Origin of the sequence: Lelliottia sp. RWM.1 (genome assembly GCF_016859735.1) — a bacterium.
Lineage (GTDB): Bacteria > Pseudomonadota > Gammaproteobacteria > Enterobacterales > Enterobacteriaceae > Enterobacter.
Genome location: NZ_WLVC01000015.1, coordinates 66,382 through 91,872, shown reverse-complemented (window position 1 = coordinate 91,872; position 25,491 = coordinate 66,382). Strand labels below are relative to the sequence as shown.

The window sequence follows — 25,491 nt, the reverse complement described above, 5'->3', positions numbered from 1 at the left end:
GTACTGGAAGTGATAGCCCAGTGTCGCTGGCGACAGCAATAACATGCTCATCCAGTGTTAATTCACACGTATCATGACCTGTTAGTGGTGTGACGCGGTCGTTAGATCGGGGGGGACTCTCAGTACTATCGATCATCAATCTGTTATTGTCTTGCTCATGTTAACGCTCGTAACCCCAAAACCTGTAGCCTCATAGACATGCTGAGCACATGTGTTGTCACCGGCAACACGAAGCCTGATCTGCTCAAAACCCTTCACTCTTAGCTCCTGCTCAAAAGCCAGAAGAGCCTGCTTACCCAGACCTTTCCCTTGGCAGGAGTTGAAAATATGAAAATCATAGATAAATACGATACGCTTGGCTGTATCGGGTTTGTACCAAAGATAACCTACATGCCTGTCTGCATTGTTTGAGCGAGAAATAAGGCACAACAAAATCTGCCCGGGTGTATTAACGCCTTCCGGCAGGTCTTCAGCTATTTCCTGCCTTGCTCTTGCGAGCGAGTCCTTATCAGAAAGTCGATAGTTTGATGCAATTTCATGCGCGTAATCTGGAATGAAGTATTCCAGATAGCCAGGATATTCGTCCTCATGCATTGAACGGAAGATAATCATTGGTTGAGCCTGTTATGTCGGTAGGGCGTAGTGTAGACAATGAGAGCTTATATCTGCTACTGGCATAGCCCACTTATAGTTTGTTAAGGATAAACAGAAAGGTGGTCAGATTGACTGCAATTATGTATTGGTCAGGAAAGATATTGGGAATAGATTTTCCGCGATAAGATCATGAGGAATCGGCGGAAATGCTTAAAAGCAAAAAACCAGCCCTAAGGCTGGTTTTTCTAAATAGTGGTGCCGGACTCGGGAACATTCAGCTTTCTATTAAGTTGAAATCTAGCATAAATATTAATCGCTCTAGTTGTCAAGACCCGTGTTGTGACCCGTAATTTCATATGTAGATCAAAATGATGTAGCACAGGCGATAAAGAAATGTCTGGTTCGTTCCTTTGGTTCGATTCCCTATGGTCTAATAAATCGTAATGACATTAGCGTTACATTTGCTGTATGATTAATATCCAGAGAGTAGGCCGGAGGATAACATCATGCCAGCGACGAACAGCGTTTCTGTTAAACGCGAAACACTGAATTTACGCATCAAACCCGCAGAACGGGATCTGATTGATCGTGCAGCTAAGGCCAGAGGAAAAAATCGTACCGATTTTGTCCTTGAAGCTGCTCGCGCTGCCGCGGAGGAAGCGTTGATCGATCAGCGCATCATCATGGCAGATCCCGACGCTTATCAGGAATTCCTTGCCCGTTTGGATCAAGCTCCCTCTCCGAATGCCGCGCTGCGTAAAACCATGCAAACACCTGCACCGTGGGAACAGAAAAAATGATTTCCGCCCCTGAGCCACTCCGTGCCGAACATGTACTATCTTCATTCTGTTGCGGCGTGGAGTCTATGGACAACTGGCTAAAACTACGGGCGATGAAAAATCAGGTCACTGGAGCATCACGAACTTTCGTCAGTTGCGATGATTCAAAAGTGTTGGCGTATTACTCATTGGCTTCCAGTGCTGTAGCAATGAATTCAGCTCCCGGACGTTTTCGCCGAAATATGCCCGATCCTATCCCGGTCGTGATGTTGGGGCGCTTGGCTGTGGATACGTCATTGCATGGCCAAGGTGTTGGCCGTGCTCTGGTACGTGATGCTGGGCTAAGAGTGATTCAGGTTGCTGATACTATCGGCATTCGTGGGATGCTGGTTCATGCGCTGTCTGATGAGGCACGGGAATTTTATCTACGGGTGGGGTTTGAACCTTCGCCGATAGATCCGATGATGCTGATGGTGACGTTGGGGGATTTGGTTGGGAGTTTTTAATTTCAGAGTATTTTTTCAGTACCATTTAGAAATGAATGTTATTCTTTCGGAATGTTTACAATTATGGTAAGTTAAACTTTATAGAGGGTAATATGATTGACATCAATTCTTTTGAAAAGATGGAAGGTACACAATCACATACATTTATTAATTTTTCTCAGGGAGTGCCTTATACGACTTTAGGATGGAGTAGCTATAAAAAATTCAATAAGAAAATGAATGATATCTTGTTGAAAGTGAAAGATGAATTTGATGTCGATGTTTACCTTCAAGAGTATGAGGATATTAACATAGCTGAGAATTTTTATTGGATATATAGTTTTTCAGTAAATGAAAAAGATATTTTGATAAATATAAATTCTTTTATTAAAAGCAATATAAATGATGTGATGAACTGTTTTTTTATTAAGGAGGACGATGAGCTATACTCTTTCAATAATCATGATGAAAATTTTAAAAATTACATGCATCCCTTTTTGGCAATCTATTATTGCCATATGGTTTTTACTTATGACATGTATATAGAACCTACGCATCCACCAAGAGAAAAATCTTATAGTAAAGCGACTTTCGATATTTCTAAAGTCAGTGCTATAATGAAATTATCTGAATTTAAAAAAACAATTAATGATTATATTAGTATTACCAGTCATTCTGAGCATTATGAGTATATGTATGCTGATGATGGCTTTTTTTCGAGTAAGTATGAAGGGAATAAAACGCTGAGGGAGGAGTGCCTTCCAATAATAAAATATGTTGAATATAAAAATATTCCGAAGGATTTATACATTCAGTTGGGTATTAAAAAAGATAATTTTGACGCAAAAATATTTAACGATAAATTTGCTATTATATTAGAAATAACATCTGCTGTGCCTGATCATGACCATCATTACTTATCAATAAGAAAAAGAGTCACACCAGAAGGATATTTGCCAGTAAAAAATATGCACGATTTGAAAAAGGAATTTGATATGTTTCCTGACAAAATTGTAAGGGCAATAAACTTAAAGCATGAAAAGGAATATGGAGATGAAAGGGTACTTATAGTAAATATGCCCATGGAGTATACGTATCAAAATGAGGGGTATATAATAGATGAAATTTTAAAGGAAGTAAAAGAAAGGGTAGTGCGAGGAAAGGGCAGCTTTGTTGAAATCGTGCTTAATGATAAGAAAATAATAAGATTATTTTAAATTAAAATGATTTTTAATTTGGTTTGTGATTGTTTTTGTAATATGTCAAGGTTATTTTAAATGATTATGCTATATTCATGGTTTGCAATGTGGTAACAATTTTTGATGTTGTTATCCGCAGTTTATACATATAGATAATGAGGTGGGGTCAAGATTCATCTGTCAATAAAAACTAGTCTGATGCATGATGTACGAAAAATGGTAATCCCAATAAAGAAGTTGAAGTGGAGTTACCATATTGGGACAGATACAAAGATATTTTAGATTAAATTGATCTATGTATCAAAGCCGAAAACATGACGATGCCGCGCTTCCAGCGGGATGTGTTGACGGTTAACGATGGCGTTTTCACGCTATTGAACAGCAGCTCAATCACGCGTTTCATCTGCGGGGTGGGTACGATATAGAAAACGTACATCCAGTGTTGCTGCGTGCGGGTCGACAAATGGTTGGTGATAATCACCTGATAATGGGCTTTGGTTTTCAGACGGTGCTCAGTTTCTACTGCGATGGCTGTTCCGTCTGGTAACGTTATCACCCCGTTCAGGTGATAATATAACTGATAGAGGCTGCGGAACGTTGAACAAGTGTAACTAACCCATCCATAAGCGCCTTTCTTTCCAGAATAAGCCGTGTGAGCTGGTTATCAAGATGATGCTCCAGCATCCAGCCGGTGATTTTCAAAGACTCGAACCGAGCAGGAAAACCATCATCATCTGGCGTGATGACAACGGCTAATCCGTCGTTTGTGATCCCCCACAGTGAGCTTATAAGATTTTGCGAGAGGTTTCGCGGATCGGATTTTGCTGTCAGTTAACATATGAGGGTCCCCCCCCCGTTCGTCGAACTGAATGACCCGCAATCTGATCCACAAATTCCCGATACGAAGGGATAAATCAAAACGCATCGGAAAAGATTTTTAAGACAACTTATTGAATCAAAGAAATATATTGATTGGTAAGGAGGTATAAAAAAGGAAAGGTGGTACCCGGAGGCAGGTATCACTCCCTCACCCTATGTAACAGCCACCAGTGAACCGTTTTCATATTGCTTGCGATCTGGTTTGCATTGATGTCATGCAAGCGTACGACATGAGACACGGTCATGCCGGGCTTCATTGTCTGGTGGATAATGGTAATTTTTCCTGTAGGGTACGGCGGTGACGCTCTGATAACACTTCAACCATAGTATCGTTTTGACTGTTGTTAAACATAGGTCTATGCCTATGTCTTACTGTTGAAGTATCCGGTTTAAACGGGGGCTATTACACGTAGATAGCTGAGTCATGTTCTGGCACACTAAAGAGTAGTCTAATCTTTTCAGCCTGAGACGCAAATGAAACAAGATAACATCATCCAAAAAGTCTGGAGCCTTTGCAACATTTTGCGAGGTGACGGCATAACTTACTATCAGTATGTGTCCGAGCTCAGCTACTTGCTTTTCCTCAAAATCGCGGAAGAAAATGGGACAGAGACACTTATCCCTGAGGGGGCTCGTTGGGCAGATTTGGAGTCACATAGTGAAGAGGGGCTGCTAGGATTTTATCAAGAGACGCTTACTCACTTAGGTGCAACCGTAGAAAATGAGGTTATCAAAGCCATTTATGCGTTTCCTACGACAGTCTTTTCTCATTCAGAGAACCTTAAGGCAGTTATTGATGGAATTGCAAAAATCGATTGGCATCAAGTGGGTAAGGATGGATTTGGTGATTTTTATAGTGGCTTAATTGATAAAAGTGCGCAAGACACCCGTTCTGGTGCAGGACAATACTTTACGCCTCGACCATTGGTTGAGGCTATTGTCAAATTAACAAAACCAGCCCTCGGTGAGCTTATTCAAGATCCTGCTACTGGAAGTGGTGGTTTCCTTGTGGCTGCTAATGATTATATTCTGCGTGCTAATTCCATAAAAGAATATAAATCTAACCCTCCTAAATATCAGGGGGTAGAAATAGAAAAAAATACTCGTAGAATTTGTTTGATGAATACCTTCTTACACGGTTTAGATGCGGAAATTATTTATGGAGATGCTCTTACTGATGATGCGGAAAGCTTAGAACCTGCAAATATTATACTTGCTAACCCACCGTTTGGTAGTAAAGCAGGTAGCAAACGCCCTCTAAGAAATGATATTCCATTTCCTAATAGCAATAAGCAACTTGCTTTTTTACAGCATATTTACCTTGGCCTCAAACCTGGTGGTCGTGCTGCAGTTGTTCTTCCTGATAATATTTTATTTGAAGGTGGTGTTGCAAAAGCAATAAGAACGGAATTGATGGATAAATGCAATCTTCATACTATCTTACGGCTGCCAACTGGGATTTTTTATGCTGCTGGCGTAAAAACAAATGTTCTATTTTTCTCTCTGCAAGGCGATGAAAACCAGAGGACTAAGAATATTTGGATCTACGATATGCGTGCGAACATGCCGAAATTCGGAAAGACTTCTCCACTTGAATATAAACACTTTGAAGACTTCATTAATTGCTTTGGAGATGATCCATATGGATTGTCCCCTCGTCAAGATCAGGGTGGGAATGGTCGTTTTCGTTGTTATACCAGAGAGGCTATTGCCAAGCGGGGAGATAATCTAGATATTTCTTGGCTTAGCGATGATGAATCGGTAAGCGACTTGACCGATATCGATGAAATAATGACAGCAATTGTTGGTCATCTTAATTCTGCTCTACTAGATATTGAGGCGATTGCAGATGAGCTTGCAGATACCGTAAAATTAAAGGATTGATAATGTTTAACTTGATTAGCAATCCAGTCCGTTATTTCTTAGCGCGTGGCATGTCTATCTATATCTGTTGTGAGTAAGGGGGGAGTATGAATAAGCTGCCGAGAGGTTGGATTAACGTCACTTTTGAAGATGTCGTTGATGTAAACCCGCGGAAGTCTGTTGATTTGACTTTTGATGATATGGTCACATTCGTACCCATGGCTGCCGTTAGTGAAATATCAGGTTCTATAACTAATGGGGTTGTTCGTCCTTTACGTGAGGTGAATAAAGGATTTACTCAATTTGCTGAGAATGATGTTATCTTTGCAAAAATAACACCATCAATGGAAAATGGAAAATCAGCTGTTGCTATCGGCTTAGAGAACGGTATTGGATTTGGTTCAACAGAGTTCCATGTTCTAAGAAGCCGTGGAGCAGTGTTGCCAGAGTATATTTGGTGTTTTATCCGTCAAAAATCTTTTCGTGAGGCGGCACAAAAAGTGATGTCTGGTGCTGTAGGGCAGCAGCGGGTTCCAGCCAGCTATTTAAAAACACATACACTACCTTTGCCTCCGCTAAATGAGCAAAAACGTATTATTTCAAAGATAGAGAAGCAGAATGATCATATTATTCGTGCACATTATGAGCTTGATTGCATTCCAGCCTTAATTGAGAAATATAAAGAATCAATCCTTAGGTTAGTCTTTGAACATGTCGATGGGGTTGATACAACTATTGATGAGTTGGCTGAGTTTGTAACCAGTGGTTCTCGTGGTTGGGCTAAATATTATTCCAATGATGGGTCACTATTCCTACGTGTTGGGAATACTAAACGTGGTTCAATAGACTTAGACCTTTCTGATAAACAAAAAGTTGCTCCACCAAGTGGAACCGAAGGAACTCGTACACGTATTCAAGGTGGGGATATTTTAGTTACTATAACTGCAGATTTAGGTCGTGTTGCCGTTATTCCTGACGATTTTGAAGAAGCATATGTTAACCAACATATATCTTTAGTGAGACTAAAATCACCATTGATATCTCGCTATTTAGCATGGTTTTTGGTAAGCCCCGAAGGACAAATTCTCCTCAAAAAAAATAATCGGGGTGCGATTAAGGCAGGCTTACGTCTTGATGATATAAGAAAAATAAAAATTGTATTGCCGGAAATGGAAAAGCAAGAGCAGATAGTGAGATGTATTGAGGCATCATTCGAATTGCTAAATAGAGTAATGGCTGAGCATGCTGCGCTGAATAATTTATTACCGAAACTTGATGCTGCAATACATAAAATGGCTTTTCGAGGTCAACTAGTTCCTCAAGAGTTGAGTGATGAACCAGTGAATATCTCTTTATCTCGAATTTATTCTGAGAAAACGACGGTAACAAAAGAAATATCACAAGCACGCCGAAAGAAGGAATCGATTATGAAGAATCCCATTGAAAACCTATTAGAAGATAGTAAAAATTGGCCTGACAAGGGGTTATTATTCGAAGAGATAGCTAAACGAAATGCTATCCCATATGACACTATGCGAGATATAATTTTTGCACTATTAGCAGAAGAAAAACCTAGGCTAAAGCAGATTTTTGATAAGGAAACTGCGAGTATGTATCTGCAGAGGGTAAAAAAATGAGGCTACGCTACCTAAAAGTAGAAAGCTCTTCTACCAATGGGGGGTTGTTTGATGGGCTTGAGGTCTGGTTTGGGCGTGGAGCGGATGGAAAACAAGGTGAAGCATTGTCACCTCTTTGTTTAATCGGTCCAAACGGGTCGGGTAAGTCCCAGTTTTTACAATTAATAGCAGAGATTTTTCAGGCCGCATGGCATGAACATGCGCCTCAGGAAGAACGAGCAAGTGCTAACAATGATGTGCTTTTTGAACTGAATTATCTTATTGGGCTTGATAGTAATAATAAGCTAACAGATGTTAAGCTGGTTCGAACTAAGCAAGGTCGAAATATTGGCCCCATTCAACTTTATTGTGATGGCTTGCAAGAACCAATTAGTACTGACTCACCTGAGTTTGGTAAGTATCTTCCTTCAATAGTAATCGGTTATACATCTGGAGATAATGAGACGCTGAGCTTGCCATTTCAGATCAGTCGAAGCGGGTATGCAAACGATGTGGCAGGAGCTGCTTTGGGGGATTCTGCCTCAATGAACCTGCCAGATAATCGATTAATGATGATCGATTATGGTACCAATCTTGAGGTGTTATTCTCTAATCTTATGCTTGGAAAACAAGAGATTAGAGATGAGATTCTGAGACATGCTCGTCTTTCAGATATTGCCTCTTGTCGCTGTGTCGTACGTTTGGCTCATTCGGCAGCGCCAAAAACGTCGGTGAAAAGGAATAGAAATACAGGGCGGAAAGGTATTCAATTAACCGATGAACTTGAAAATATTATCTTGTCTTTGAAACGTACGGCGACTTGTTGGACCGAAGATAAGAAAACTGAGACATATATTTTTGACTTTTTTATAAATGAAGCTACTCGTGATGCTTTTTCCTATTTTTGGAATGATGCTTTCTCACTTTATCGTGCCCTACACAAACTGGCATTATTGAATGATTTGGCGATTCCGAGACCTGCTCGTAAACGTTTAGAGAGGGCAGTAAAGGAACGCCGTTTTGCCTCGCGGTTACCAGAACCGCAACAAGAGGATATGGTTTTCGGTTTTGAAGAAGTTCGTTTCTGGCCTGTTGGTGAAAGGAAGAATGCTGTTGACTATGTGTCACTATCAGATGGTGAGCATCAACAAGCATTGATTCTTGGTATATACGCAATGATAAACGAAAAGAATGCATTATTTCTTCTTGATGAGCCAGAATCACACTTCAATCCACAATGGCGAGTGAAGTTTGTTCAGCGTTTAATGGATTTAAGAGGTTCGAGAGATGACCAGGAGCTTCTGCTTACATCTCACGCTCCTTTTGTCCCATCTGATATGCCAAGAGAGCAAATATTAATATTTTCACGCTATAAGGACAAGATTATAGTTAAAGAGCCCGAAATCGAAACGTTTGGGGCAACTTTTGACCGAATTCTTGAGAGTTGTTTTGAAATTAGCCCTCCTATATCAAAGATTGCCGAGGAGAGAATAAATGAGTTACTTAAATCAGATGATGTAGAAAAAATTGAACAGGTTTTAAATGAGTTTGGGCAGTCTGTCGAGAAAGCATTTTTGGCAAATCATTTACGGATGTTGAAAAAGAAAGGTAACTGATGCTTTTTACATACACTCCCTTGTCACTAGAAGAAAACTGGTTAAATTCAACAATTATTAATATATTGAACGTTTCTATGCGATCAATTCTTAATGGTGGTGATGTTTCTTCATGGCCTGATATAATACCACCCAATCGGCGGTTACAGCTACAGACTCGTAGTGGTATCAGAGATCGTATTTTAAATTTTCTAAGGGAATTTATTGAATTAGAACGTGTGAATCAAGAAGCATTGTTGATTGCTATGGAACAGCAAACTTCTTTGCCTAACGTTTTATATGATGATTCAGTTTGTACTGGAATTGGTGAGTTTCCAGAGAATATGCGAAAAGTAGCCGATGATTTATTCCGGTTTCTTTTTGAAAAACAGCTAACGACTATAAATATATTGGGAAAATGCTTACGTGATATTCATTATGAAGCTATTTATTATCACCTTCCATGGAGAATTTGTCCATTCTGTGGATTGGGGTATTTAAGAGCACCTGGGGCTCCAAGGCATGCCCTTGATCATTTTATGCCTATTTCTAAATATCCTTTTGCTGGAGCTGATTTTCGTAATCTTCCGCCAATGTGTAGCGAGTGTAATTCTGATTTTAAAAAAAATACAGACGTCTTAATTGATGAAGATGGGCATAGGCGGCATTGTGTAGATCCCTACCATGGGCCATTTTTTAAAGTTAGCTTATCCGAAAGTATACCTTTTGCGGGCAGTATCAGAGGTGCTATTAGACTTCCAAAATGGGATATTAAATTTATTGGTGAGCCGCAGGAGCAAGCTGAAAATTGGGACCGTATTTTTAAAATTAGAGAGCGTTATAAACGGGACGTCCTCGATGTTGATTTTAGATTTTGGCTTGAGCAATTTTCCATATGGTATTTAAGCAGTAATCAAGGTCAATTATTAGGCAATGAAATTGCTGCTTCTATTCCAGGATATATTGATTCTGTTCTCCAGGTCGGACTTGCTGATCGTGCTTTCTTGAAAGCACAGGTTTTTAAGCTATTACATGTTGAATGTTTAGATCCTGACCGTGGAGATGACATGAAAGCTTTTTTGGAGGATTTAATGTTGTATACATGATATAAATCTAGTAGAGAAAATTTAATTAATAAGATGCCTGTGTGTGGCGTTTTTATGAAAATTGAGTTAAGGGTTTGAATGGAGGGCTAATGATATAGAAACCATTTTTTTTTAAATTTGTGAGGCGTGATGGGTATTTTATTGGGAGGCTTGGTTTGGTGGGTTAGGCCTATCTTTGATAGTTGCAGATTATTTGTAGAGATAATTTTAGAGTTTTAGTGACCATATTTTTATGGAGGTTTTGTTTTTTTTGTTTCTTTTATTTATTCTAACCTGTTTAGCAAGCTATGGTATTAAATGATATTTCATTTTGATGTGCTTTTCATATGATAGCAGTAGAGTAACTATTTGTACCATATCGTTTTTATCGTAGAATAGCTAACTATAATATTGTTTATTGACCAAAGCATTTATCTCTCTGCATATAACAGCCACCCGTATGCGATGAGTCAAATGACTGTGATCTTGGGTGGAAAAGGAATAATGTAAGAAGTTATCAGTAAGTATCCGTAAAGGCGTTCAGATGCAGAATTATATGTAGTGGCACAGTGATGTAGCCCCCTGAAATACCAGACAGTAGCTGTATCTCCAGATAAGAGATAGGCTTAAATATATGTCTAACAACCATGTTAATTTTGAGATGACCGGGATCCTGTTAGGGCAAGAAGTCCGTAAGCGTAAGACTCCGCAAGAGAAAATTGCCATCATCCAGCAAACAATGGAGCCGGGCATGAACGTCTCCCACGTTGCTCGTCTGCACGGTATTCAACCCAGCCTGCTGTTTAAATGGAAGAAACAATACCAGGAAGGCAGCCTCACCGCCGTTGCGGCCGGAGAGGAAGTGGTTCCGGCTTCGGAGCTGGCAGCTGCGCTCAAACAGGTCCGGGAGCTACAGCGTCTTCTGGGTAAGAAGACGATGGAAGTTGAGATCCTCAAAGAAGCGGTGGAGTACGGCCAGTCGCGAAAATGGATAGCGCACGCGCCCTTGTTGCCAAAGGACGGGGAATAGCACAGGTCAGCCGCGCCATGAGCGTGTCGCGTGCGCAGCTATCACTGCGGGTGAACCGTTCTGCCGACTGGCAGGACAGGCGCAGAAACCGACGTAATGACGAAGCGGATGCTGAGATATTATCGGGCATCCTCGATATCATCAGCGACATGCCCAGCTACGGCTACCGACGGGTGTGGGGTATCCTGCGTAAGCAACGTCGTGTAGAGGGACTTCCATCGGTGAACGCCAAACGGCTTTACAGGATAATGAGCGAGCATAACCTGCTGTTGCTGCATGATAAATCTGAGCGCCCGAAGCGGGAGCATAAAGGCAAAATCGCGGTAGCTGAGAGCGATATGCGCTGGTGTTCAGACGGCTTCGAGTTCGGTTGTGACAACGGCGAGAAACTGCGGGTGACCTTCGCACTGGACTGTTGCGACCGGGAAGCCATAGACTGGGCGGCGAGCACCGGAGGCTACGACAGTTCAACGGTACAGGATGTGATGCTGAGGTCGGTGGAAAAGCGCTTCGGTAGCACGCTGCCGGCTAACCCGGTGCAATGGCTGACGGATAATGGTTCAGCGTACACCGCGCATGAAACGCGGAAGTTCGCCAGAGAACTGAATCTGGAGCCATGTACAACAGCGGTGAGCAGTCCGCAGAGTAACGGCATGGCCGAACGGTTCGTGAAGACGATGAAGGAAGATTACATCACGTTCATGCCAAAACCAGATGTGCGAACAGCGATCGAGAACCTTGCAGCAGCGTTCAATCATTACAATGAAAACCATCCGCACAGCGCGCTGGGATACAACTCCCCAAGGGAATACCGGCGACAGCGGACATCGTTAACTTAAGATACAAAAGCTGTCCGGAGATGGCGGGTCAAGATCATCAGCCAGCCTGATGCTATGACTCAGGAATGGCGTCCTGAACAGGTACACTTCCCCTCGCGACATATACTCTCTGATGCGTGGCCTTACATCCCTGGTGATGCATTAACAATTAAATCATGGCTTTACATCGTCGCGCTTTCGTTACAGTTTTGCGATTTGATATATCACTACATGGCCTTAAAGCATTGTCGATGTGAAAAAATAATGACTTCAGCATCGACTATCCGATACAAAATATACTTCGTGGCCTTTATCGCAAACCCCGGTAAAACTGACTGCATTAACAGCAAATGATGTTTTCTCTGCTGTTAAGATTTAACATACAGATTTAAAAGACAGTGTCAATACTGTTTTTAATAACATGTCTTTCTTGACAGTATTTATCAGGTGTGCCGTAAAATCCCGTCATTAAGGGCGGGGCTCATTGATGAGGCCCGTAACGCGAGCAGGTGAGTGAATTCCGATGAGCTTACGCAGGTAAGTGATTCGGAGCCAACGCACCGACAACCTTAAGTATGACGGGGATAGATGTCGGACAGTACCTGCATCGCATAACGGGAGTTCCGGCAGGAGACTTTCCGTCGGCTTGCACTGATTTATTAACAAAGCCGTGTTTACACCGGCATCCGGCACTCACAGCCCCGCATATTCTGGCTATTTCTTGTTTTGCTCTCGCAGCATGGTTTCGCACAAAATCGCATTCAGCCGTGTCTGGTCCCCCTTTACCGATCTTTCCAGCCATTCCATCACGCAGGCATCAATACGCACGAAACATCAATAGGTACAATGAATATAGGATATTATTAGTAATAAATACATATGACCTTATCACAGTTGGCATGAGAGTAAGGGGGTATGTTGATGAACCAGAGAAATTTGAAGGATTTACAGAATTTTGACTTTCTCGCGAAGAGTTTTGCCCGCATGCATGCGGCAGGTTACCGCGTAGATATTAAGAAGATTACAGGCAATATGTCAGCAGAGTTGCGGGTATGGTTTCTTGAGCGTTACGAACAATACTGCAAAGAGGCACTAAGCGACAGGGACGCAGACGCAAGAGAAACCGGGATTCATTAAGCAAAAAGCCCTTTAACCAGCCGGACAGGAAACTGTCCGGCTTTTATAGTGAATCGCTGTACCAGGAACCAGAGCACAAGAACCAGAGCCTGATATGTACTTCTTATTAACAGGAGAGAAAAATGCGACTCAGTGAAAAGTATGGACGTTGGGGCATCGTATGCGGTGGCACCATTGTTCAGGGGGGAGCACACAGCAATCGCCTTGCCTCGGAAGGCGTGAATGTTTGTGTCGTTGGATCGTCTACCGTGGCGAGGTCACTCCCCCTGTAATCGTGTTTCTTCACAGGGGCTGTCTGTTTGCAAAAAGACACTTTACATCAACTTTAGCCATTCTGTCCCATATCCAAAAGAACAGATTCTACACTGGAATCAACACATTGAATGTTTGACCAGAATTTCGGATCAGGGTCACCTATAATGAAGTCTTTTTGGTGATAAATGCCTTAAATTAAGTGGTTATTAGGTTTATTGCGCCATAGTTATTGTAATGACCAGAATTTCCCATGTAAATAATATAAATAACAGATGTTTATAAATCATTAATGATGAACAAATTAAACCCTCGCATCGGCATGAAAAAGTGACGGTTTACTCACAGAAAAAGATTAAGAGATAATTAATCTAAAGACAGATATTAAAAATATCATTTATTTATTGGGGTTGTTCACGCAGGAGGTTAGCAGCCATATATTTACAGATAGCCGATAAGAGATGATATCAGGGAGGCTGACATGTCTGATAATAATGAAAAAAAGTGATTGAAGCACTTTTTACTGGTTATTGTTTGGATCCATTCTCTACACTTGGTATGCATTGCACCGACGCCGGGCTGGAAGTTCGTGCATTATTACCTGATGCCACCGATGTGTGGGTCATTGAACCGAAAACCGGACGCAAAGTCGGCAGGCTGGAATGCCTTGATTCGCGCGGTTTCTTTAGCGGCATTCTGCCGCGTCGTAAAAATCCTTTTCGCTACCAGTTGGCCGTCATCTGGCACGGACAACAGAGTCTGATTGATGACCCGTACCGTTTTGGTCCGCTGTTGCAGGATCTGGATGTCTGGCTGCTGTCGGAAGGCACGCATCTTCGCCCCTATGAAGCACTGGGCGCACATCCCGATACGATAGATGACGTCGTCGGTACGCGCTTTTCGGTCTGGGCACCTAACGCCCGCCGGGTGTCAGTTGTCGGGCAGTTTAACTACTGGGACGGTCGTCGCCACCCGATGCGCCTGCGTAAAGCGTCCGGTATCTGGGAGCTGTTTGTTCCCGGTGCGCTCAACGGTCAGCTGTATAAATTTGAGCTTATTGATGCCCACGGCCATTTGCGGGTGAAGGCCGATCCTTACGCTTTCGAAGCGCAAATGCGCCCGGACAGCGCCTCGCTAATCTGCGGGATGCCGGAAAAGGTCAGGCAGCCGCCGGGGCGCAGGCAGGCTAACCAGTCCGATGCGCCGATATCAATTTATGAAGTACATCTGGGCTCCTGGCGTCGTCATACCGATAACAACTTCTGGCTGAGCTACCGCGAGCTTGCCGACCAGCTGGTGCCCTATGCAAAATGGATGGGCTTTACTCACCTGGAGCTGCTGCCGGTTAACGAGCATCCGTTTGACGGCAGCTGGGGCTATCAGCCAACCGGGCTGTACGCGCCAACCCGTCGCTTCGGCACCCGGGAAGATTTCCGCTACTTTATCAACGCGGCCCATGCTGCGGGTCTTAGCGTGATCCTCGACTGGGTACCAGGCCATTTCCCGGCAGATGATTTTGCTCTCGCCTCGTTTGATGGCACTGCTTTGTATGAACATAGCGACCCGCGCGAAGGTTATCATCAGGACTGGAACACCCTGATTTACAACTACGGTCGCCGCGAGGTCAGCAACTTCCTCGTTGGCAATGCCCTGTACTGGATTGAGCGCTTCGGCATTGATGCGCTGCGGGTCGATGCGGTGGCATCGATGATTTATCGCGACTACAGCCGCAAAGAAGGCGAGTGGGTACCGAACGAATTCGGTGGACGGGAGAACCTTGAAGCGATTGAATTCCTGCGTAATACCAACCACGTACTGGGTGAACAGACGCCGGGGGCGGTAACGATGGCGGAAGAGTCGACCGATTTTGCCGGCGTTTCACGTCCTTCATCCACTGGCGGTCTGGGGTTCTGGTTCAAGTGGAATATGGGCTGGATGCACGACACCCTCGGCTATATGAAGCTGGATCCGGTGTACCGTCGTTTTCATCACGACAAGATGACCTTCGGTATGCTCTACAACTACACCGAAAACTTTGTCCTGCCGCTCTCTCATGACGAAGTGGTGCACGGCAAAAAATCCATTCTCGACCGCATGCCGGGCGATGCGTGGCAGAAGTTTGCTAACCTGCGCGCTTACTACGGCTGGTTGTTCGCCTTCCCGGGTAAAAAGCTGCTGTTTATGGGTAATGAGTTTGCCCAGGGACGCGAGTGGAACCACGACGGAAGCCTCGACTGGCATTTGCTGGAGGGCAGCGACAGCTGGCACCACGGCGTCCAGCGGCTGGTGCGCGATCTGAACCATACCTATCGTTACCACAAAGCGCTGCATGAACTGGATTTCGACCCTTACGGCTTCGAATGGCTGGTGGCAGACGATCATGAATGCTCGGTGTTTATCTTTGTCCGTCGCGACAGGAAGGGAAACGAAATTATCGTTGCCAGCAACTTCACTCCGGTACCGCGCCATGACTATCGTTTTGGCATCAACCAGCCAGGCCGCTGGCGCGAAGAGCTGAACACTGACTCCATGCACTACCACGGCAGCAATACCGGTAATGGTGGTGTCGTTGAAAGCGATGCCATTGCCAGCCACGGTCGCGAACATTCCCTCTCCATTACGCTGCCGCCGCTGGCGACGATCTGGCTTACGCGGGGGCCTGATAATGAATAAATCTCTGAAGGTTATTCATTTAAACAGTAGAGCCATGATAGTTAAGTTATTTCCGGAGGTGGGCTCTTCTGAATTAATTTACAGAAGAGCGTTTTTTATTCGCTGTTTTCTTTTATTGTTTTTATTTTAATGGCAGGACATCACGATGAGTAAACCTGAATATAATGGCAATGTCATGCTGGCACGCCAGTTACCGCTTAAATCTGTGGCGTTGATCCTGGCGGGAGGTCGTGGGACGCGATTAAAAGATCTGACAGCAATCCGGGCAAAACCGGCGGTACATTTTGGTGGCAAGTTCAGAATTATTGATTTTGCTTTATCAAACTGTATTAATTCCGGGATCAGACGGATTGGGGTCATTACACAATATCAATCACATTCCCTGGTTCAGCATATTCAGCGCGGCTGGTCTTTCCTCAATGAGGAGATGAATGAATTCGTCGATTTATTGCCCGCTCAGCAACGTGTGCATGGTGAAAGCTGGTACCGGGGTACTGCCGATGCCGTCACACAGAACCTGGATATTATCCGACGCTATGGCGCGGAATATGTCGTTATTCTGGCCGGTGATCATATCTATAAACAGGATTATTCCCGGATGCTGATTGATCATGTTGCAAAAGGCGCCCGGTGTACTGTGGCCTGCCTTCCTGTACCTGTGGAAGACGCGAGTGCTTTTGGTGTCATGGCTGTGGATGAAAATGATAAAATCATTGATTTTATTGAAAAACCTTCTAATCCCCCTACGATGCCGGGGGATAAAACCAAATCGCTTGCCAGTATGGGGATCTATGTATTCGATGCTGAATACCTCTATCAGTTACTGGATGAAGATGGCCGGGATGAACAGTCCAGCCACGATTTCGGCAAAGATATTATTCCAGCAATTACGGCATCCGGAGAAGCCAGGGCACATCCTTTCCCGCGCTCCTGTGTGCAGTCAGACAATCATGCAGAACCATACTGGCGTGATGTCGGCACGCTGGAGGCCTACTGGAAAGCGAACCTTGATTTAGCTTCCGTGGTACCTGAACTGGATGTTTATGATCGCAACTGGCCGATCCATACTTATGTGGAGTCTTTACCGAGCGCAAAATTTGTTCAGGACCGCACAGGCAGTCATGGAATGACCATGAATTCACTGGTCTCCGGCGGCTGCATTATATCCGGTTCTGTTGTTGTACATTCAGTTTTATTCTCCAGCGTACGGATTAACTCTTTTTGCAATATTGATTCAGCAGTTTTATTACCCGGTGTGTGGGTAGGGCGTTCCTGTCGGTTACGACGCTGTGTGATTGATCGTGGATGTGTGATCCCTGAAGGAACGGTCATTGGTGAGAATGCTGTCGAGGACGCCCGTCGTTTTTATCGTTCTGAAGAAGGGACCGTTCTTGTCACTAAAGAAATGATGAGGAGGACTGAATAATGAACGGGTCTCCTGAAAGGCATTCCGCAGAGATCATGGTGACAATCTCCGGCCCGGACCGTATTTCTGTCAGCAAAATAAGGAGCGTCGATACAGGTTTTGCATGTAGTTGCTGAGATGTGTTCCCGTTATTAAAAACAGGCGGACTGGCGGATACCGTGACTGACCGTTCTCTGGAAAACCTTGCCTAACCGGGTTTCCCTTTCCTGACAGCGATGTCGGGTCATTACGTTACGCCATTCGTCGGGCCTTTGTTATGGGGGCTCGCCTGTCGTTGTGGCGCTACGTACAACGTCAGACAATGAGCATGGATTTTAGCCGGAAAATCGCGGCTAAGTCTTTCCACCCGTTGTATCAGTGTATTCTTTAATTGCTACGGACAAGAAAAATGGAACCACCTGTAAGTGATACCTCACCCGGGTTGAATGCAGAAACTCTGAAGCTTGCTATTGCTTATAAACTTATGTTTATTGTTGGAAAGGATCCATCACTTGCCAATAAGCATGAGTGGCTCAACGCTACGCTGTTTGCCATTCGCGATCGTCTTGTCGAACGCTGGTTGCGGGCGCATCGGGCGAGGGTTTCTCAGGAAGTGCGGCAGGTTTACTATCTGTCGATGGAGTTTCTGATTGGACGAACCCTCTCTAATGCCTTGCTGTCACTGGGTATCTATGATGATGTTAAAACGGCTCTGGCAGAAATGGGGCTGGATCTGGACGCATTGATCGATGAAGAGAACGACCCCGGTCTGGGCAATGGAGGTCTCGGTCGCCTCGCGGCTTGTTTTCTTGATTCTCTGGCCACGCTGGGCCTACCGGGACGCGGCTACGGTATCCGCTACGACTACGGAATGTTCAGGCAAAATATTTAAATGGTTGCCAGATGAAGTCTCCTGACTACTGGTTAGAATACGGGGATCCGTGGGAATTTGAACGCCATAAGACGCGGTATACCGTTCGTTTCGGCGGGCGAATTCAACAGGAGGGTAAACATTCGTGCTGGCTGGAAACCGAAGAAATTATCGCGGTCGCTTTCGATCAGATGATCCCCGGTTATGAGACTGATGCCACTAACACCCTGCGTCTTTGGAGTACGCAGGCCAGCAAAGAAATTAATCTGGGGAAATTTAATCAGGGTGACTATTTCGCCGCAGCGGAGGATAAGAGCCATTCCGAAAATGTTTCCCGCGTGCTGTACCCGGACGACTCGACCTGTTCAGGGCGTGAACTTCGACTTCGTCAGGAGTATTTCCTCGCCTCCGCCACAGTGCAGGATATTCTCTCCCGCCATTACCAGCTATATCAGACTTATGACAACCTGACGGATAAAATTGCGATCCACCTCAACGACACCTATCCGGTGTTATTGATCCCGGAACTGATGCGTCTGCTGATTGACGAATACCAATTTATCTGGGATGAGGCGTTTGAAGTGGCCTGCCAGGTTTTCTCTTACACCAACCATACCCTGATGAGTGAAGCGCTGGAGACATGGCCGGTCGATATGCTGGGGGAAATTTTGCCACGACATTTACAGATTATCTTCGAAATTAATGACTATTTTCGTAAGCGTGCAGCGAGAACCGTATTGACGGGGACGTGTTATTGAGTTGGCAGCGCTACTCGCCAGGGCAGCAGCTCGCTGACCCGGTTGACCGGCCTGTCAGCTATGACGTCAAGGACATGGCGAAGGTAGCTTTCTGGGTCCACTCCGTTCAGTTTGCACGTCCCGATCAGACTGTACAGTAACGCTCCACGCTCACCACCGTGGTCTGAGCCGAAGAACAACCAGTTTTTACGACCCAGACTGACCATCCGCAGAGCATTTTCAGCGATGTTGTTATCCGCTTCGGCCCAGCCATCCTCCGCATAGTACGTCAGTGCCGGCCACTGGTTCAGGGCGTATGTGAACGCCTTCGCCAGCTCCGAGTGTCGCGACAGCATTTTCATCTTTTCACGCAGCCAGCTTTCCAGGGCTTTTAGCTGTGGTTTTGCTTTTTGCTGACGTTCAGCAAGGCGTTGTGCACGTTGCTCTGCCGTCATTCCCCTTACATCCGCCTCGATGGTATAAAGCTCTCCGATCCGTCTCAGCGCTTCTTCCGTCAGGGCTGACGGGGTGCGGACGTGTACATCGTGGATCTTGCGACGGGTGTGAGCCCAGCAGGCGGCTTCCGTTATCCGGTGGTACTCCAGTCATGACGTCGCAAGTGGGAAAACCTGTCGGCATACTTCCGCTATCCGGCGAATATCCGCAAGGTCATTTACACCACAAATGCTATCGAATCAGTACATCGCAAGTTCAGGACACTGACCAAAACCAAAGGGGCTTTCCCGAATGAAAACAGCCTGTTGAAGCTACTTTATCTGGGACTGATGAATGCTCAGGAGAAATGGACAATGCCCATCCAGAGCTGGAATTTGACATTGTCGCAGTTAGCCATTTATTTTGAAGGGCGACTGAATAATGTGATGACACTGTAGAGTTTTTAACGTGACACAGAATTCTGAACGCTCTCGGTCTCAGTGAGTTCGATACCTTCACGAGCCATTTTTTCTTCCAGTGCTTTCGGGTGTTTTTTTGGAGTTACCCTGGTCGTCGTGTCGCAGCCAGACTGAAAGAACGCCGCTTTCTGAGATAAAAACACCTTGTTTACGCACCTCATTACTGGTTCGGTGCTGACCATGCGCAGGGAAGGCAACGGCATAATTAACAACAGCCTGCTCAGTCTCATTGTCTGTTCGGTTCTTGATATTCAGCCATCGACGGCTACGGTTTATCAACGCATCCACATCGCCTTCATCGGCCAGTTCGCGCTGACGGTGAAACGTATCACGGGAGAATGCGGCTAGTGTCCCGCAATACGGGCATCACGTCCAGTTTGCCGCCGTGTCCGGGTGTGGGTTAGTTTTGCTCTGCCAACCAGCAGCGTCTGGGTGTCCGGCTCCAGCGACTGGAAAACGTGTTCCCGAACGGCCGGATAGCCGCTGTAATCCCCTTCCCCCAACTCTTCCGTCGCTTCCGTCAGGACAACCCGCGCACGTCCCTGGGTAATAATGGTATGCTCCACTGAACCAGCCGGATGCGGCTGTGAAATACGTGACGTAGCTAGGTTTTGGTTCGGTGCCGTTTAGTTTACAGCTACCGATCAGGCTGTACATTACGGCCACACTGTCACCACCACTACCATTGCACTCTTATAAGGATAACACCATGCCATTATCGGAGACCCCGGAATGGGGCTAAAACGTGCTGTCATTCCGTATTTCGGAGCCGGGTTGGTTCAGATCATCATGGCTGATGGCTCCCTCAGGCGACAGGATGCGAATTGTTTTTGCTTGTGGTGTGCAGGCTAAAGCTTCACATTGCGTTTGTATTGATCTTTGATGGATGCCAGCCCACCCAAGACGAAGTGAAAAAGGTGATCCGCAATCGTTTGAGAAGGCATCCGGTTGAGACGCCAGCTCAACGATGCGAAGTTTAAAGTCATTAGAATAGACTGTGCGGGATTCAGTTCGCCAGTTGGCAGTATTTTCCATGATTAGAGCTCCTTCTAAATTAGATGGAGCTCTAAGCTAACGATCCCGTAACCAGATTCACAGGCGGCAGTGGCTAGACGCTTACAAATTAACATGGTTGTTAGACATATATTTAAGCCTATCTCTTATCTGGAGATACAGCTACTGTCTGGTATTTCAGGGGGCTACATCAGCATCAGGCTGGCTGAATATGTTCAACAGTAGATAGAGGAAAGTGTTAGTCAGTATCAATATCCAATATTATCTGTGGTAAACGTGTACATTTGAAAGCAGTACCATCAGCAGTACTAAATTGTTAAGTCCGGTAATGTTAAATCTGAAGTCCGTAGTCCCTTAAAAGCCCTGACTGTTGCAGCCAGGGCTTTTATTCTGTATGGGGGAGTGACCGGGTAGCAGGTTCCGACGCTGGCTTCGCGCGCATCCTGTCCGTACGAACGGAGCCGCAACCGATCTTGCGGTAAGCTTGCGGGGAACTCGCATTGACAGAACGGATTTGAGCACTTCCGGTGAGCCAACCGACTCAGGATTCAGAGCTCGTATTGTGTCAGGCGTTGAAGTACTGACTGCGATAATGGCAGCAGAGGAACGCAGGGGGCCTGACCCTGTACACGATTCTGTGTAAATGCTTTTTCTCAGAAGTGACCGGCCAGGTGGTCACCGAACTCGATAATAAAGCGGCTCATCGCCATACGACAGTCCCTCAGCGGCATCGTCCATTTCTGTGACGCCGCCTGGATTGCCAGCCACTCCACCTTTTTCACTGCATCATCCGTCGGGAGCACCTTACGCTTTTTGATGGCATGCCGGATCACGCTGTTCAGCGACTCGATGGCATTCGTTGTGTAGATCACCCACATTGCCAGGTGTTCCGTATCGCAACAGATAGTCCGGTGAAGCACACCGGATCAGCTTTTGAGGGTTCAGCGCACGCGCGATCAAATCAGCGGTGTCCTTAAGGGGGCCAAAGCGAACGGCAAGATCAAACCCCATATCGAGCGGGTCGATTACGCGATCGTTAAACGTCAGAACTAACCGGATTTCCGGATATTTTGCAGCAATCTCCAACAGCACCGGCATCATGACTCGCTTACTGCGTATTCTGGCCCTACATGAACACCTATTCTGGCGGAACGTGAACCCCCTCAGCTTATGATCAGACTAATCAGTAAATGAGAATCCAATGCATATCTAATTCATGGATTCTCATTTTACGGTTTTTAAGCTTGTCGATAAGATGAGGTTTTATTCCGGTTAAAATGTTGTTATGCCCTTACTGGATCTCTCAGTGGTTGCCCCTGCCATGGACGTGTGTTTTATATAGAACTTTCTATCTGATGTGTTTTTATTCTGGTGCTGAGAAATGAATTCCATCAAAACATGAAGATTCATAAGAAATAAAAAGGTGATGTGAATTAAGTACGATATTCCACTAAATTATCAGTTGTCTGGTTTTAATTTTTTATCCCAACTATTAGTTGGGGCGAACTAATTCAAAGATAGTGAGTCACGTGTCAAATTAAAGGATTGACAGCCGAAATATTCCCCCATCAACAATAAGTATTATTGTCTACAAAGAAAAATATAGCTATTAAATCGTGGGGTTACTGAGTGCCGGACGAGACAGATTAATAACAAACCACCTCTGTTAAGAGGAGCGTTTCGTCCGGCTGACATATATCCTATCATCGATAAGAAGTTATTGTCAGTATAAACCTCAAACCTGTTTCACCGCTGCAGAGCAAGGGGCGTCACGCCCGGCGATGCAGGTGCAGATTTTTTCTCCCGCGTGCTTTCCGCCCCCGTATTTGCTTCCGGTTAATCGTTTCCCGGCACAACCCGTCCAGCAAGGGTAAATGGCACGCATGCTGCGCCCTTGCTGGCCGGAACGACTCCGGGAAAGCGAACCGTCAGGCGATACGAAGACGAAAATCACACCACTGACGGAGAAAAAACCATGACGATTTCCCTGCATACTCAGACCTGCGCCCCTAACACCGCAGCGGCGACCAGCGTATCCTCGCTGGACCCGTCAGGCTCCTCAAAAACGAAATTTCCCAGAACCAGAACAGATATTTATCAGACTGTTACTGACAACATCATTACCGCACTGGAAGCCGGCGTTAAGCCCTGGGTGTGTCCGTGGCAGCGTGTGGCGGGGATGTCTGGGTTACCTTCCAACTACGCCACCGGCGCGGCTTATAGCGGGATGAATATCATGTTGCTGTGGTGCAGTGCGTCAGAACAGGGATTCAGTGACTCCCGCTGGATGACCTGGAAACAGGCTCAGGCAGAGGGCGGGCAGGTTCGCAAAGGTGAGCACGGCACGACCGCTATTTTCTATACCACGCTGGAGAAGGAAAACGACGCCGGAGACATTGATCACATTCCGATGCTGAAAACCTTCACCGTGTTTAATGTTGAACAAATTGACGGCCTTTCCCTGACTACTGAGGCTGTGAGTCCTGCTGAGACGTTTGACCCGTTGCCGCAGGCTGAAAATCTGTTTCGTAACAGTGGCGCAACCATCATCGAGAAAGGACAAAACGCCTTTTTCATGCCGTCAACGGATGAAGTCTGGCTACCGGAACGCCGGTTTTTTTCCGATGCGGCCAATTTTTATGCCACCGGTCTGCATGAGCTGGTGCACTGGAGCGGTGGCAAAAGTCGTCTCAACCGTGAAATGAAAGGGAAGTTTGGCAGTGAAGGGTATGCATTTGAAGAATTATGTGCGGAACTGGGAAGCGCGTTCCTGATGGCGGATCTGGGGATTGTCGGAGAGGTTCAGCACGAAAGTTATATCGCTTCCTGGCTGAAAGCACTGAAAAACGACAAGCGCTATATTTTCAAAGCCGCCAGCGCAGCATCAAAAGCGCATCGTTATCTGATGGATAAGGCCTGAGTTGAAGAACAGGAAGCTGCAAAGGAATGCGGCTTTAACCTGATATTTGGGCAGGCAGAGTGACAGGGGGTTCAATTTCCCTGCGAATTTACCGGGCATTGAATGCCCGGTAAATTCGCAGGCTGCGGGTGCGGGCGGCAAAGAGCCCGCGCATCCCGCAAACGTCATGATTACACCGTTGATGGTAGTGGACGATGGAACCAGTATGACGACTGGCTGTAAAATGTGAACGACTACAAACGGTAGCAGGACCTTTTTCTGGTGCTATGATAAGTGCATTAAACCGTGCGGATTGCACGTATCTCATGACGGGAGAGAAAGCATGACCGCGAAACAACGCAACACACTGAGCGTGACCATGACGGTAGAGCGTGCCTTACTGGTCCGGGCGCGTGAGGCGGGTATTAACCTGAGTGCGACCCTGACCGCCGCCCTGGATGCGGAGCTTCGTCACCATGAAGCCAAAAAATGGCAGGAAGAGAACAGGGAGGCCATCGACGCATTAAACCGTTTCCATGATGAGTATGGCTGTTTCAGTGATGAATACCGGACATTTTAACCATGCAGTTCACCGTATACGGTAATACCGGTAAAAGCGCCGTTTACCCCCTGTTGCTTGATGTCACAAGCGATATCATTGGACAACTGAACCGCCGGATCGTGATCCCGTTGTTGCCTGTTGACAGGTATCCGGCAGGCCGCCGCCCGGATCGTCTTGTCCCCGTGGTCAGACTGACTGACGGCCAGGAATACGCGGTCATGACCCACGAACTGGCGAGTGTCCCTGTCCGGGCGCTGGGGGCGGTGTTCTGCGATGCGTCGCAGTACCGCACTCAGGTGAAGGCCGCCATCGATTTCCTCATTGACGGCATTTAGTCGTGGCTGTCGGGAGCCTGTTCCAGTTCGGCTATCGTGCGGAACAGAAACATTTCCCGGTTCTTCGCATCAAACGGAACGGGAACACTGTTCCTCATCACCGTCCTGATGCTGTCAAACAGCCTGCCAAGCGACACGCGGGTTTTATCGTCCGGCATGACATACATGGCATAGTGCCAGCATCCGGCGTCGCTGGCGGCCAGATGACTGTTGATAATGGTGATGTAGCGGGCGCGGGTTTTCAGCGAGCGCTCGGTTTCCACCGCGATGATGGCACCACTGCTCAGGGTAATGATGCCGTCCGGTCGGTGCCGGACGCCCGGATACCGCGCTATAAATGCCCCCCGGTCGCCGTTAAGCCAGCCTGTACCGCCTTTTTCCTCCAGGGCCAGCCTGACCCGCTGGTTTAACAGGCGATGCTCCAGCGTCCGGTGCCGGAGTTTTCCCGGCTCAAAATAAGCGGGAAAAACAGGGTCATCTGCGTTAACCACCCTTGCCAGCCCCGGCATGGTTATTCCCCACAATGCTTTTTTCCCGGTCAGTACCGGATATTCATGTTTACTCAGAAACCCCAGTGCCACCGCTTTATTCAGCAGGTTATACATGGCATGGTTATGTCTTCCTTTATAGCCGACAACTTTTTTTAAGGTCAAAAAGTCAGAGAAAGTTTCTTCCTTAAGAAAACTCAGTAATGCCTCCATTCTCCGGTTTGCGGCTTCATTTCTTTCAGCAACGTTATGAATTAGCAT

At 45.9% G+C, this 25,491-nt stretch carries 20 protein-coding genes and 10 pseudogenes; 18 read left to right on the top strand and 12 right to left on the bottom strand.

Annotation, left to right across the window (positions count from 1 at the left end; translation table 11 throughout):
- Positions 1-135: 135 nt before the first annotated feature.
- A complete protein-coding gene (locus tag GF617_RS13275) occupies positions 136-612 on the bottom strand; it encodes a GNAT family N-acetyltransferase (protein WP_203451818.1) in 477 nt (158 codons plus the stop codon).
- 488 nt (positions 613-1,100) lie between these two features.
- Here GF617_RS13275 and GF617_RS13270 point away from each other — a divergent pair, with 488 nt between their 5' ends.
- From GF617_RS13270 to GF617_RS13260, 3 genes are all read left to right on the top strand, one after another.
- A complete protein-coding gene (locus GF617_RS13270; RefSeq protein ID WP_038917748.1) occupies positions 1,101-1,394 on the top strand; it encodes a DUF1778 domain-containing protein in 294 nt (97 codons plus the stop codon).
- Positions 1,391-1,879, top strand: a complete 489-nt coding sequence (locus tag GF617_RS13265) for a GNAT family N-acetyltransferase (protein WP_057108449.1) — start codon at positions 1,391-1,393, stop codon at positions 1,877-1,879. Before GF617_RS13270 ends, GF617_RS13265 begins: the two co-directional genes overlap by 4 nt.
- 92 nt (positions 1,880-1,971) lie before the next feature.
- The gene (locus tag GF617_RS13260) at positions 1,972-3,075 is read left to right on the top strand and encodes a hypothetical protein (RefSeq protein ID WP_064388374.1); all 1,104 of its coding nucleotides are present in this window, start codon (positions 1,972-1,974) and stop codon (positions 3,073-3,075) included.
- A gap of 275 nt (positions 3,076-3,350) precedes the next feature.
- Here GF617_RS13260 and mobC (GF617_RS13255) read toward each other — a convergent pair.
- Positions 3,351-3,843 (bottom strand): annotated as a pseudogene (gene mobC / locus GF617_RS13255) (MobC family replication-relaxation protein); the annotation flags it as partial.
- A gap of 249 nt (positions 3,844-4,092) precedes the next feature.
- Positions 4,093-4,261, bottom strand: a pseudogene (locus GF617_RS27130) (IS3 family transposase); the annotation flags it as partial.
- 149 nt (positions 4,262-4,410) lie between these two features.
- On the opposite strand from GF617_RS27130, the gene GF617_RS13250 reads away from it, so the two are divergent.
- The 5 genes from GF617_RS13250 to GF617_RS13230 all read left to right on the top strand — a co-directional run bounded on the left by GF617_RS13250 (position 4,411) and on the right by GF617_RS13230 (position 11,964).
- Positions 4,411-5,820, top strand: coding sequence for an N-6 DNA methylase (locus GF617_RS13250; RefSeq protein ID WP_057108451.1), 1,410 nt, complete (start codon positions 4,411-4,413; stop codon positions 5,818-5,820).
- Positions 5,821-5,906: 86 nt separating this feature from the next.
- Positions 5,907-7,436: a restriction endonuclease subunit S gene (locus GF617_RS13245; RefSeq protein WP_057108452.1), complete on the top strand. Its 1,530-nt coding sequence runs from the start codon at positions 5,907-5,909 to the stop codon at positions 7,434-7,436.
- Positions 7,433-9,031, top strand: a complete 1,599-nt coding sequence (locus GF617_RS13240; RefSeq protein ID WP_057108453.1) for a restriction system-associated AAA family ATPase — start codon at positions 7,433-7,435, stop codon at positions 9,029-9,031. Before GF617_RS13245 ends, GF617_RS13240 begins: the two co-directional genes overlap by 4 nt.
- Positions 9,031-10,116, top strand: coding sequence for a hypothetical protein (locus GF617_RS13235; protein ID WP_057108454.1), 1,086 nt, complete (start codon positions 9,031-9,033; stop codon positions 10,114-10,116). The genes GF617_RS13240 and GF617_RS13235 overlap by 1 nt, the downstream gene beginning before the upstream one ends.
- 640 nt (positions 10,117-10,756) lie before the next feature.
- Positions 10,757-11,964, top strand: a protein-coding gene (locus GF617_RS13230) for an IS3 family transposase (protein ID WP_088169078.1) whose coding sequence is annotated in 2 segments (ribosomal slippage) — positions 10,757-11,078 and positions 11,078-11,964 — 1,209 coding nt in all. Because the reading frame shifts where the segments join, the coding sequence is not laid out codon by codon here.
- 693 nt (positions 11,965-12,657) lie between these two features.
- On the opposite strand, the pseudogene GF617_RS13225 reads toward GF617_RS13230, so the two are convergent.
- A pseudogene (locus GF617_RS13225) lies at positions 12,658-12,771 on the bottom strand (toxin-antitoxin system, antitoxin component); the annotation flags it as partial.
- Positions 12,772-12,858: 87 nt separating this feature from the next.
- Between GF617_RS13225 and GF617_RS13220 the strand changes: the two are divergent.
- The 6 genes and pseudogenes from GF617_RS13220 to GF617_RS13200 form a co-directional block, all read left to right on the top strand.
- Complete coding sequence (locus tag GF617_RS13220) at positions 12,859-13,080, top strand: hypothetical protein (RefSeq protein ID WP_077267911.1); 222 nt, start codon at positions 12,859-12,861, stop codon at positions 13,078-13,080.
- 122 nt (positions 13,081-13,202) lie between these two features.
- Positions 13,203-13,352: a hypothetical protein gene (locus tag GF617_RS13215; RefSeq protein ID WP_159359333.1), complete on the top strand. Its 150-nt coding sequence runs from the start codon at positions 13,203-13,205 to the stop codon at positions 13,350-13,352.
- 538 nt (positions 13,353-13,890) lie between these two features.
- The gene (glgB, locus tag GF617_RS13210) at positions 13,891-16,005 is read left to right on the top strand and encodes a 1,4-alpha-glucan branching enzyme (protein ID WP_223526218.1); all 2,115 of its coding nucleotides are present in this window, start codon (positions 13,891-13,893) and stop codon (positions 16,003-16,005) included.
- Positions 16,006-16,150: 145 nt separating this feature from the next.
- Complete coding sequence (glgC, locus tag GF617_RS13205) at positions 16,151-17,431, top strand: glucose-1-phosphate adenylyltransferase (RefSeq protein WP_057108459.1); 1,281 nt, start codon at positions 16,151-16,153, stop codon at positions 17,429-17,431.
- A 134-nt stretch (positions 17,432-17,565) separates the two neighbouring features.
- A pseudogene (glgA, locus tag GF617_RS27125) lies at positions 17,566-17,801 on the top strand (starch synthase); the annotation flags it as partial.
- Between the two features lie 18 nt (positions 17,802-17,819).
- Positions 17,820-19,000, top strand: a pseudogene (locus GF617_RS13200) (glycogen/starch/alpha-glucan phosphorylase); the annotation flags it as partial.
- A 32-nt stretch (positions 19,001-19,032) separates the two neighbouring features.
- Here GF617_RS13200 and GF617_RS13195 read toward each other — a convergent pair.
- Positions 19,033-19,611, bottom strand: a pseudogene (locus GF617_RS13195) (IS66 family transposase); the annotation flags it as partial.
- Here GF617_RS13195 and GF617_RS13190 point away from each other — a divergent pair.
- Positions 19,597-19,911, top strand: a pseudogene (locus GF617_RS13190) (transposase); the annotation flags it as partial. The pseudogenes GF617_RS13195 and GF617_RS13190 sit on opposite strands and share 15 nt — an antisense overlap.
- Before the next feature lie 32 nt (positions 19,912-19,943).
- Here the strand turns inward: GF617_RS13190 and GF617_RS13185 are convergent.
- The 6 genes and pseudogenes from GF617_RS13185 to GF617_RS13160 all read right to left on the bottom strand — a co-directional run.
- Positions 19,944-20,268: pseudogene (locus GF617_RS13185) on the bottom strand (helix-turn-helix domain-containing protein); the annotation flags it as partial.
- A gap of 80 nt (positions 20,269-20,348) precedes the next feature.
- Positions 20,349-20,528 (bottom strand): annotated as a pseudogene (locus GF617_RS13180) (transcriptional regulator); the annotation flags it as partial.
- Positions 20,529-20,670: 142 nt separating this feature from the next.
- Positions 20,671-20,967, bottom strand: a complete 297-nt coding sequence (locus GF617_RS27120) for a hypothetical protein (RefSeq protein ID WP_223525992.1) — start codon at positions 20,965-20,967, stop codon at positions 20,671-20,673.
- A 632-nt stretch (positions 20,968-21,599) separates the two neighbouring features.
- Positions 21,600-21,818: pseudogene (locus GF617_RS13170) on the bottom strand (transposase); the annotation flags it as partial.
- On the bottom strand, positions 21,751-22,044 hold the full coding sequence (locus GF617_RS13165; protein ID WP_223526217.1) for a LysR substrate-binding domain-containing protein: 294 nt from the start codon (positions 22,042-22,044) through the stop codon (positions 21,751-21,753). The pseudogene GF617_RS13170 and the gene GF617_RS13165, both read right to left, overlap by 68 nt.
- Before the next feature lie 637 nt (positions 22,045-22,681).
- Positions 22,682-22,939, bottom strand: coding sequence for a hypothetical protein (locus GF617_RS13160; protein WP_140415848.1), 258 nt, complete (start codon positions 22,937-22,939; stop codon positions 22,682-22,684).
- On the opposite strand from GF617_RS13160, the gene GF617_RS13155 reads away from it, so the two are divergent.
- The 3 genes from GF617_RS13155 to GF617_RS13145 all read left to right on the top strand — a co-directional run bounded on the left by GF617_RS13155 (position 22,922) and on the right by GF617_RS13145 (position 24,742).
- Entirely contained in the window at positions 22,922-23,866 is a 945-nt protein-coding gene (locus GF617_RS13155) for an ArdC family protein (protein ID WP_057108463.1), read from the top strand. The two genes, GF617_RS13160 and GF617_RS13155, sit on opposite strands and share 18 nt — an antisense overlap.
- Positions 23,867-24,188: 322 nt before the next feature.
- Positions 24,189-24,425, top strand: coding sequence for a type II toxin-antitoxin system CcdA family antitoxin (locus tag GF617_RS13150; RefSeq protein WP_057108464.1), 237 nt, complete (start codon positions 24,189-24,191; stop codon positions 24,423-24,425).
- 2 nt (positions 24,426-24,427) lie between these two features.
- Positions 24,428-24,742, top strand: a complete 315-nt coding sequence (locus GF617_RS13145) for a CcdB family protein (protein ID WP_057108625.1) — start codon at positions 24,428-24,430, stop codon at positions 24,740-24,742.
- Here the strand turns inward: GF617_RS13145 and mobC (GF617_RS13140) are convergent.
- Positions 24,739-25,491 (bottom strand): MobC family replication-relaxation protein, encoded by a 753-nt coding sequence (mobC, locus tag GF617_RS13140; protein ID WP_064388594.1) that lies wholly within the window; start codon positions 25,489-25,491, stop codon positions 24,739-24,741. The genes GF617_RS13145 and mobC (GF617_RS13140) overlap by 4 nt on opposite strands.

Coding starts and splice junctions, on each gene's coding strand:
- GF617_RS13275 (WP_203451818.1), bottom strand. CDS start 612: ATGATTATCTTCCGTTCAATGCATGAGGACGAATATCCTGGCTATCTG.
- GF617_RS13270 (WP_038917748.1), top strand. CDS start 1,101: ATGCCAGCGACGAACAGCGTTTCTGTTAAACGCGAAACACTGAATTTA.
- GF617_RS13265 (WP_057108449.1), top strand. CDS start 1,391: ATGATTTCCGCCCCTGAGCCACTCCGTGCCGAACATGTACTATCTTCA.
- GF617_RS13260 (WP_064388374.1), top strand. CDS start 1,972: ATGATTGACATCAATTCTTTTGAAAAGATGGAAGGTACACAATCACAT.
- GF617_RS13250 (WP_057108451.1), top strand. CDS start 4,411: ATGAAACAAGATAACATCATCCAAAAAGTCTGGAGCCTTTGCAACATT.
- GF617_RS13245 (WP_057108452.1), top strand. CDS start 5,907: ATGAATAAGCTGCCGAGAGGTTGGATTAACGTCACTTTTGAAGATGTC.
- GF617_RS13240 (WP_057108453.1), top strand. CDS start 7,433: ATGAGGCTACGCTACCTAAAAGTAGAAAGCTCTTCTACCAATGGGGGG.
- GF617_RS13235 (WP_057108454.1), top strand. CDS start 9,031: ATGCTTTTTACATACACTCCCTTGTCACTAGAAGAAAACTGGTTAAAT.
- GF617_RS13220 (WP_077267911.1), top strand. CDS start 12,859: ATGTTGATGAACCAGAGAAATTTGAAGGATTTACAGAATTTTGACTTT.
- GF617_RS13215 (WP_159359333.1), top strand. CDS start 13,203: ATGCGACTCAGTGAAAAGTATGGACGTTGGGGCATCGTATGCGGTGGC.
- glgB (WP_223526218.1), top strand. CDS start 13,891: ATGCATTGCACCGACGCCGGGCTGGAAGTTCGTGCATTATTACCTGAT.
- glgC (WP_057108459.1), top strand. CDS start 16,151: ATGAGTAAACCTGAATATAATGGCAATGTCATGCTGGCACGCCAGTTA.
- GF617_RS27120 (WP_223525992.1), bottom strand. CDS start 20,967: ATGGAAAATACTGCCAACTGGCGAACTGAATCCCGCACAGTCTATTCT.
- GF617_RS13165 (WP_223526217.1), bottom strand. CDS start 22,044: ATGCCGGTGCTGTTGGAGATTGCTGCAAAATATCCGGAAATCCGGTTA.
- GF617_RS13155 (WP_057108463.1), top strand. CDS start 22,922: ATGACGATTTCCCTGCATACTCAGACCTGCGCCCCTAACACCGCAGCG.
- GF617_RS13160 (WP_140415848.1), bottom strand. CDS start 22,939: ATGCAGGGAAATCGTCATGGTTTTTTCTCCGTCAGTGGTGTGATTTTC.
- GF617_RS13150 (WP_057108464.1), top strand. CDS start 24,189: ATGACCGCGAAACAACGCAACACACTGAGCGTGACCATGACGGTAGAG.
- GF617_RS13145 (WP_057108625.1), top strand. CDS start 24,428: ATGCAGTTCACCGTATACGGTAATACCGGTAAAAGCGCCGTTTACCCC.
- mobC (WP_064388594.1), bottom strand. CDS start 25,491: ATGCTAATTCATAACGTTGCTGAAAGAAATGAAGCCGCAAACCGGAGA.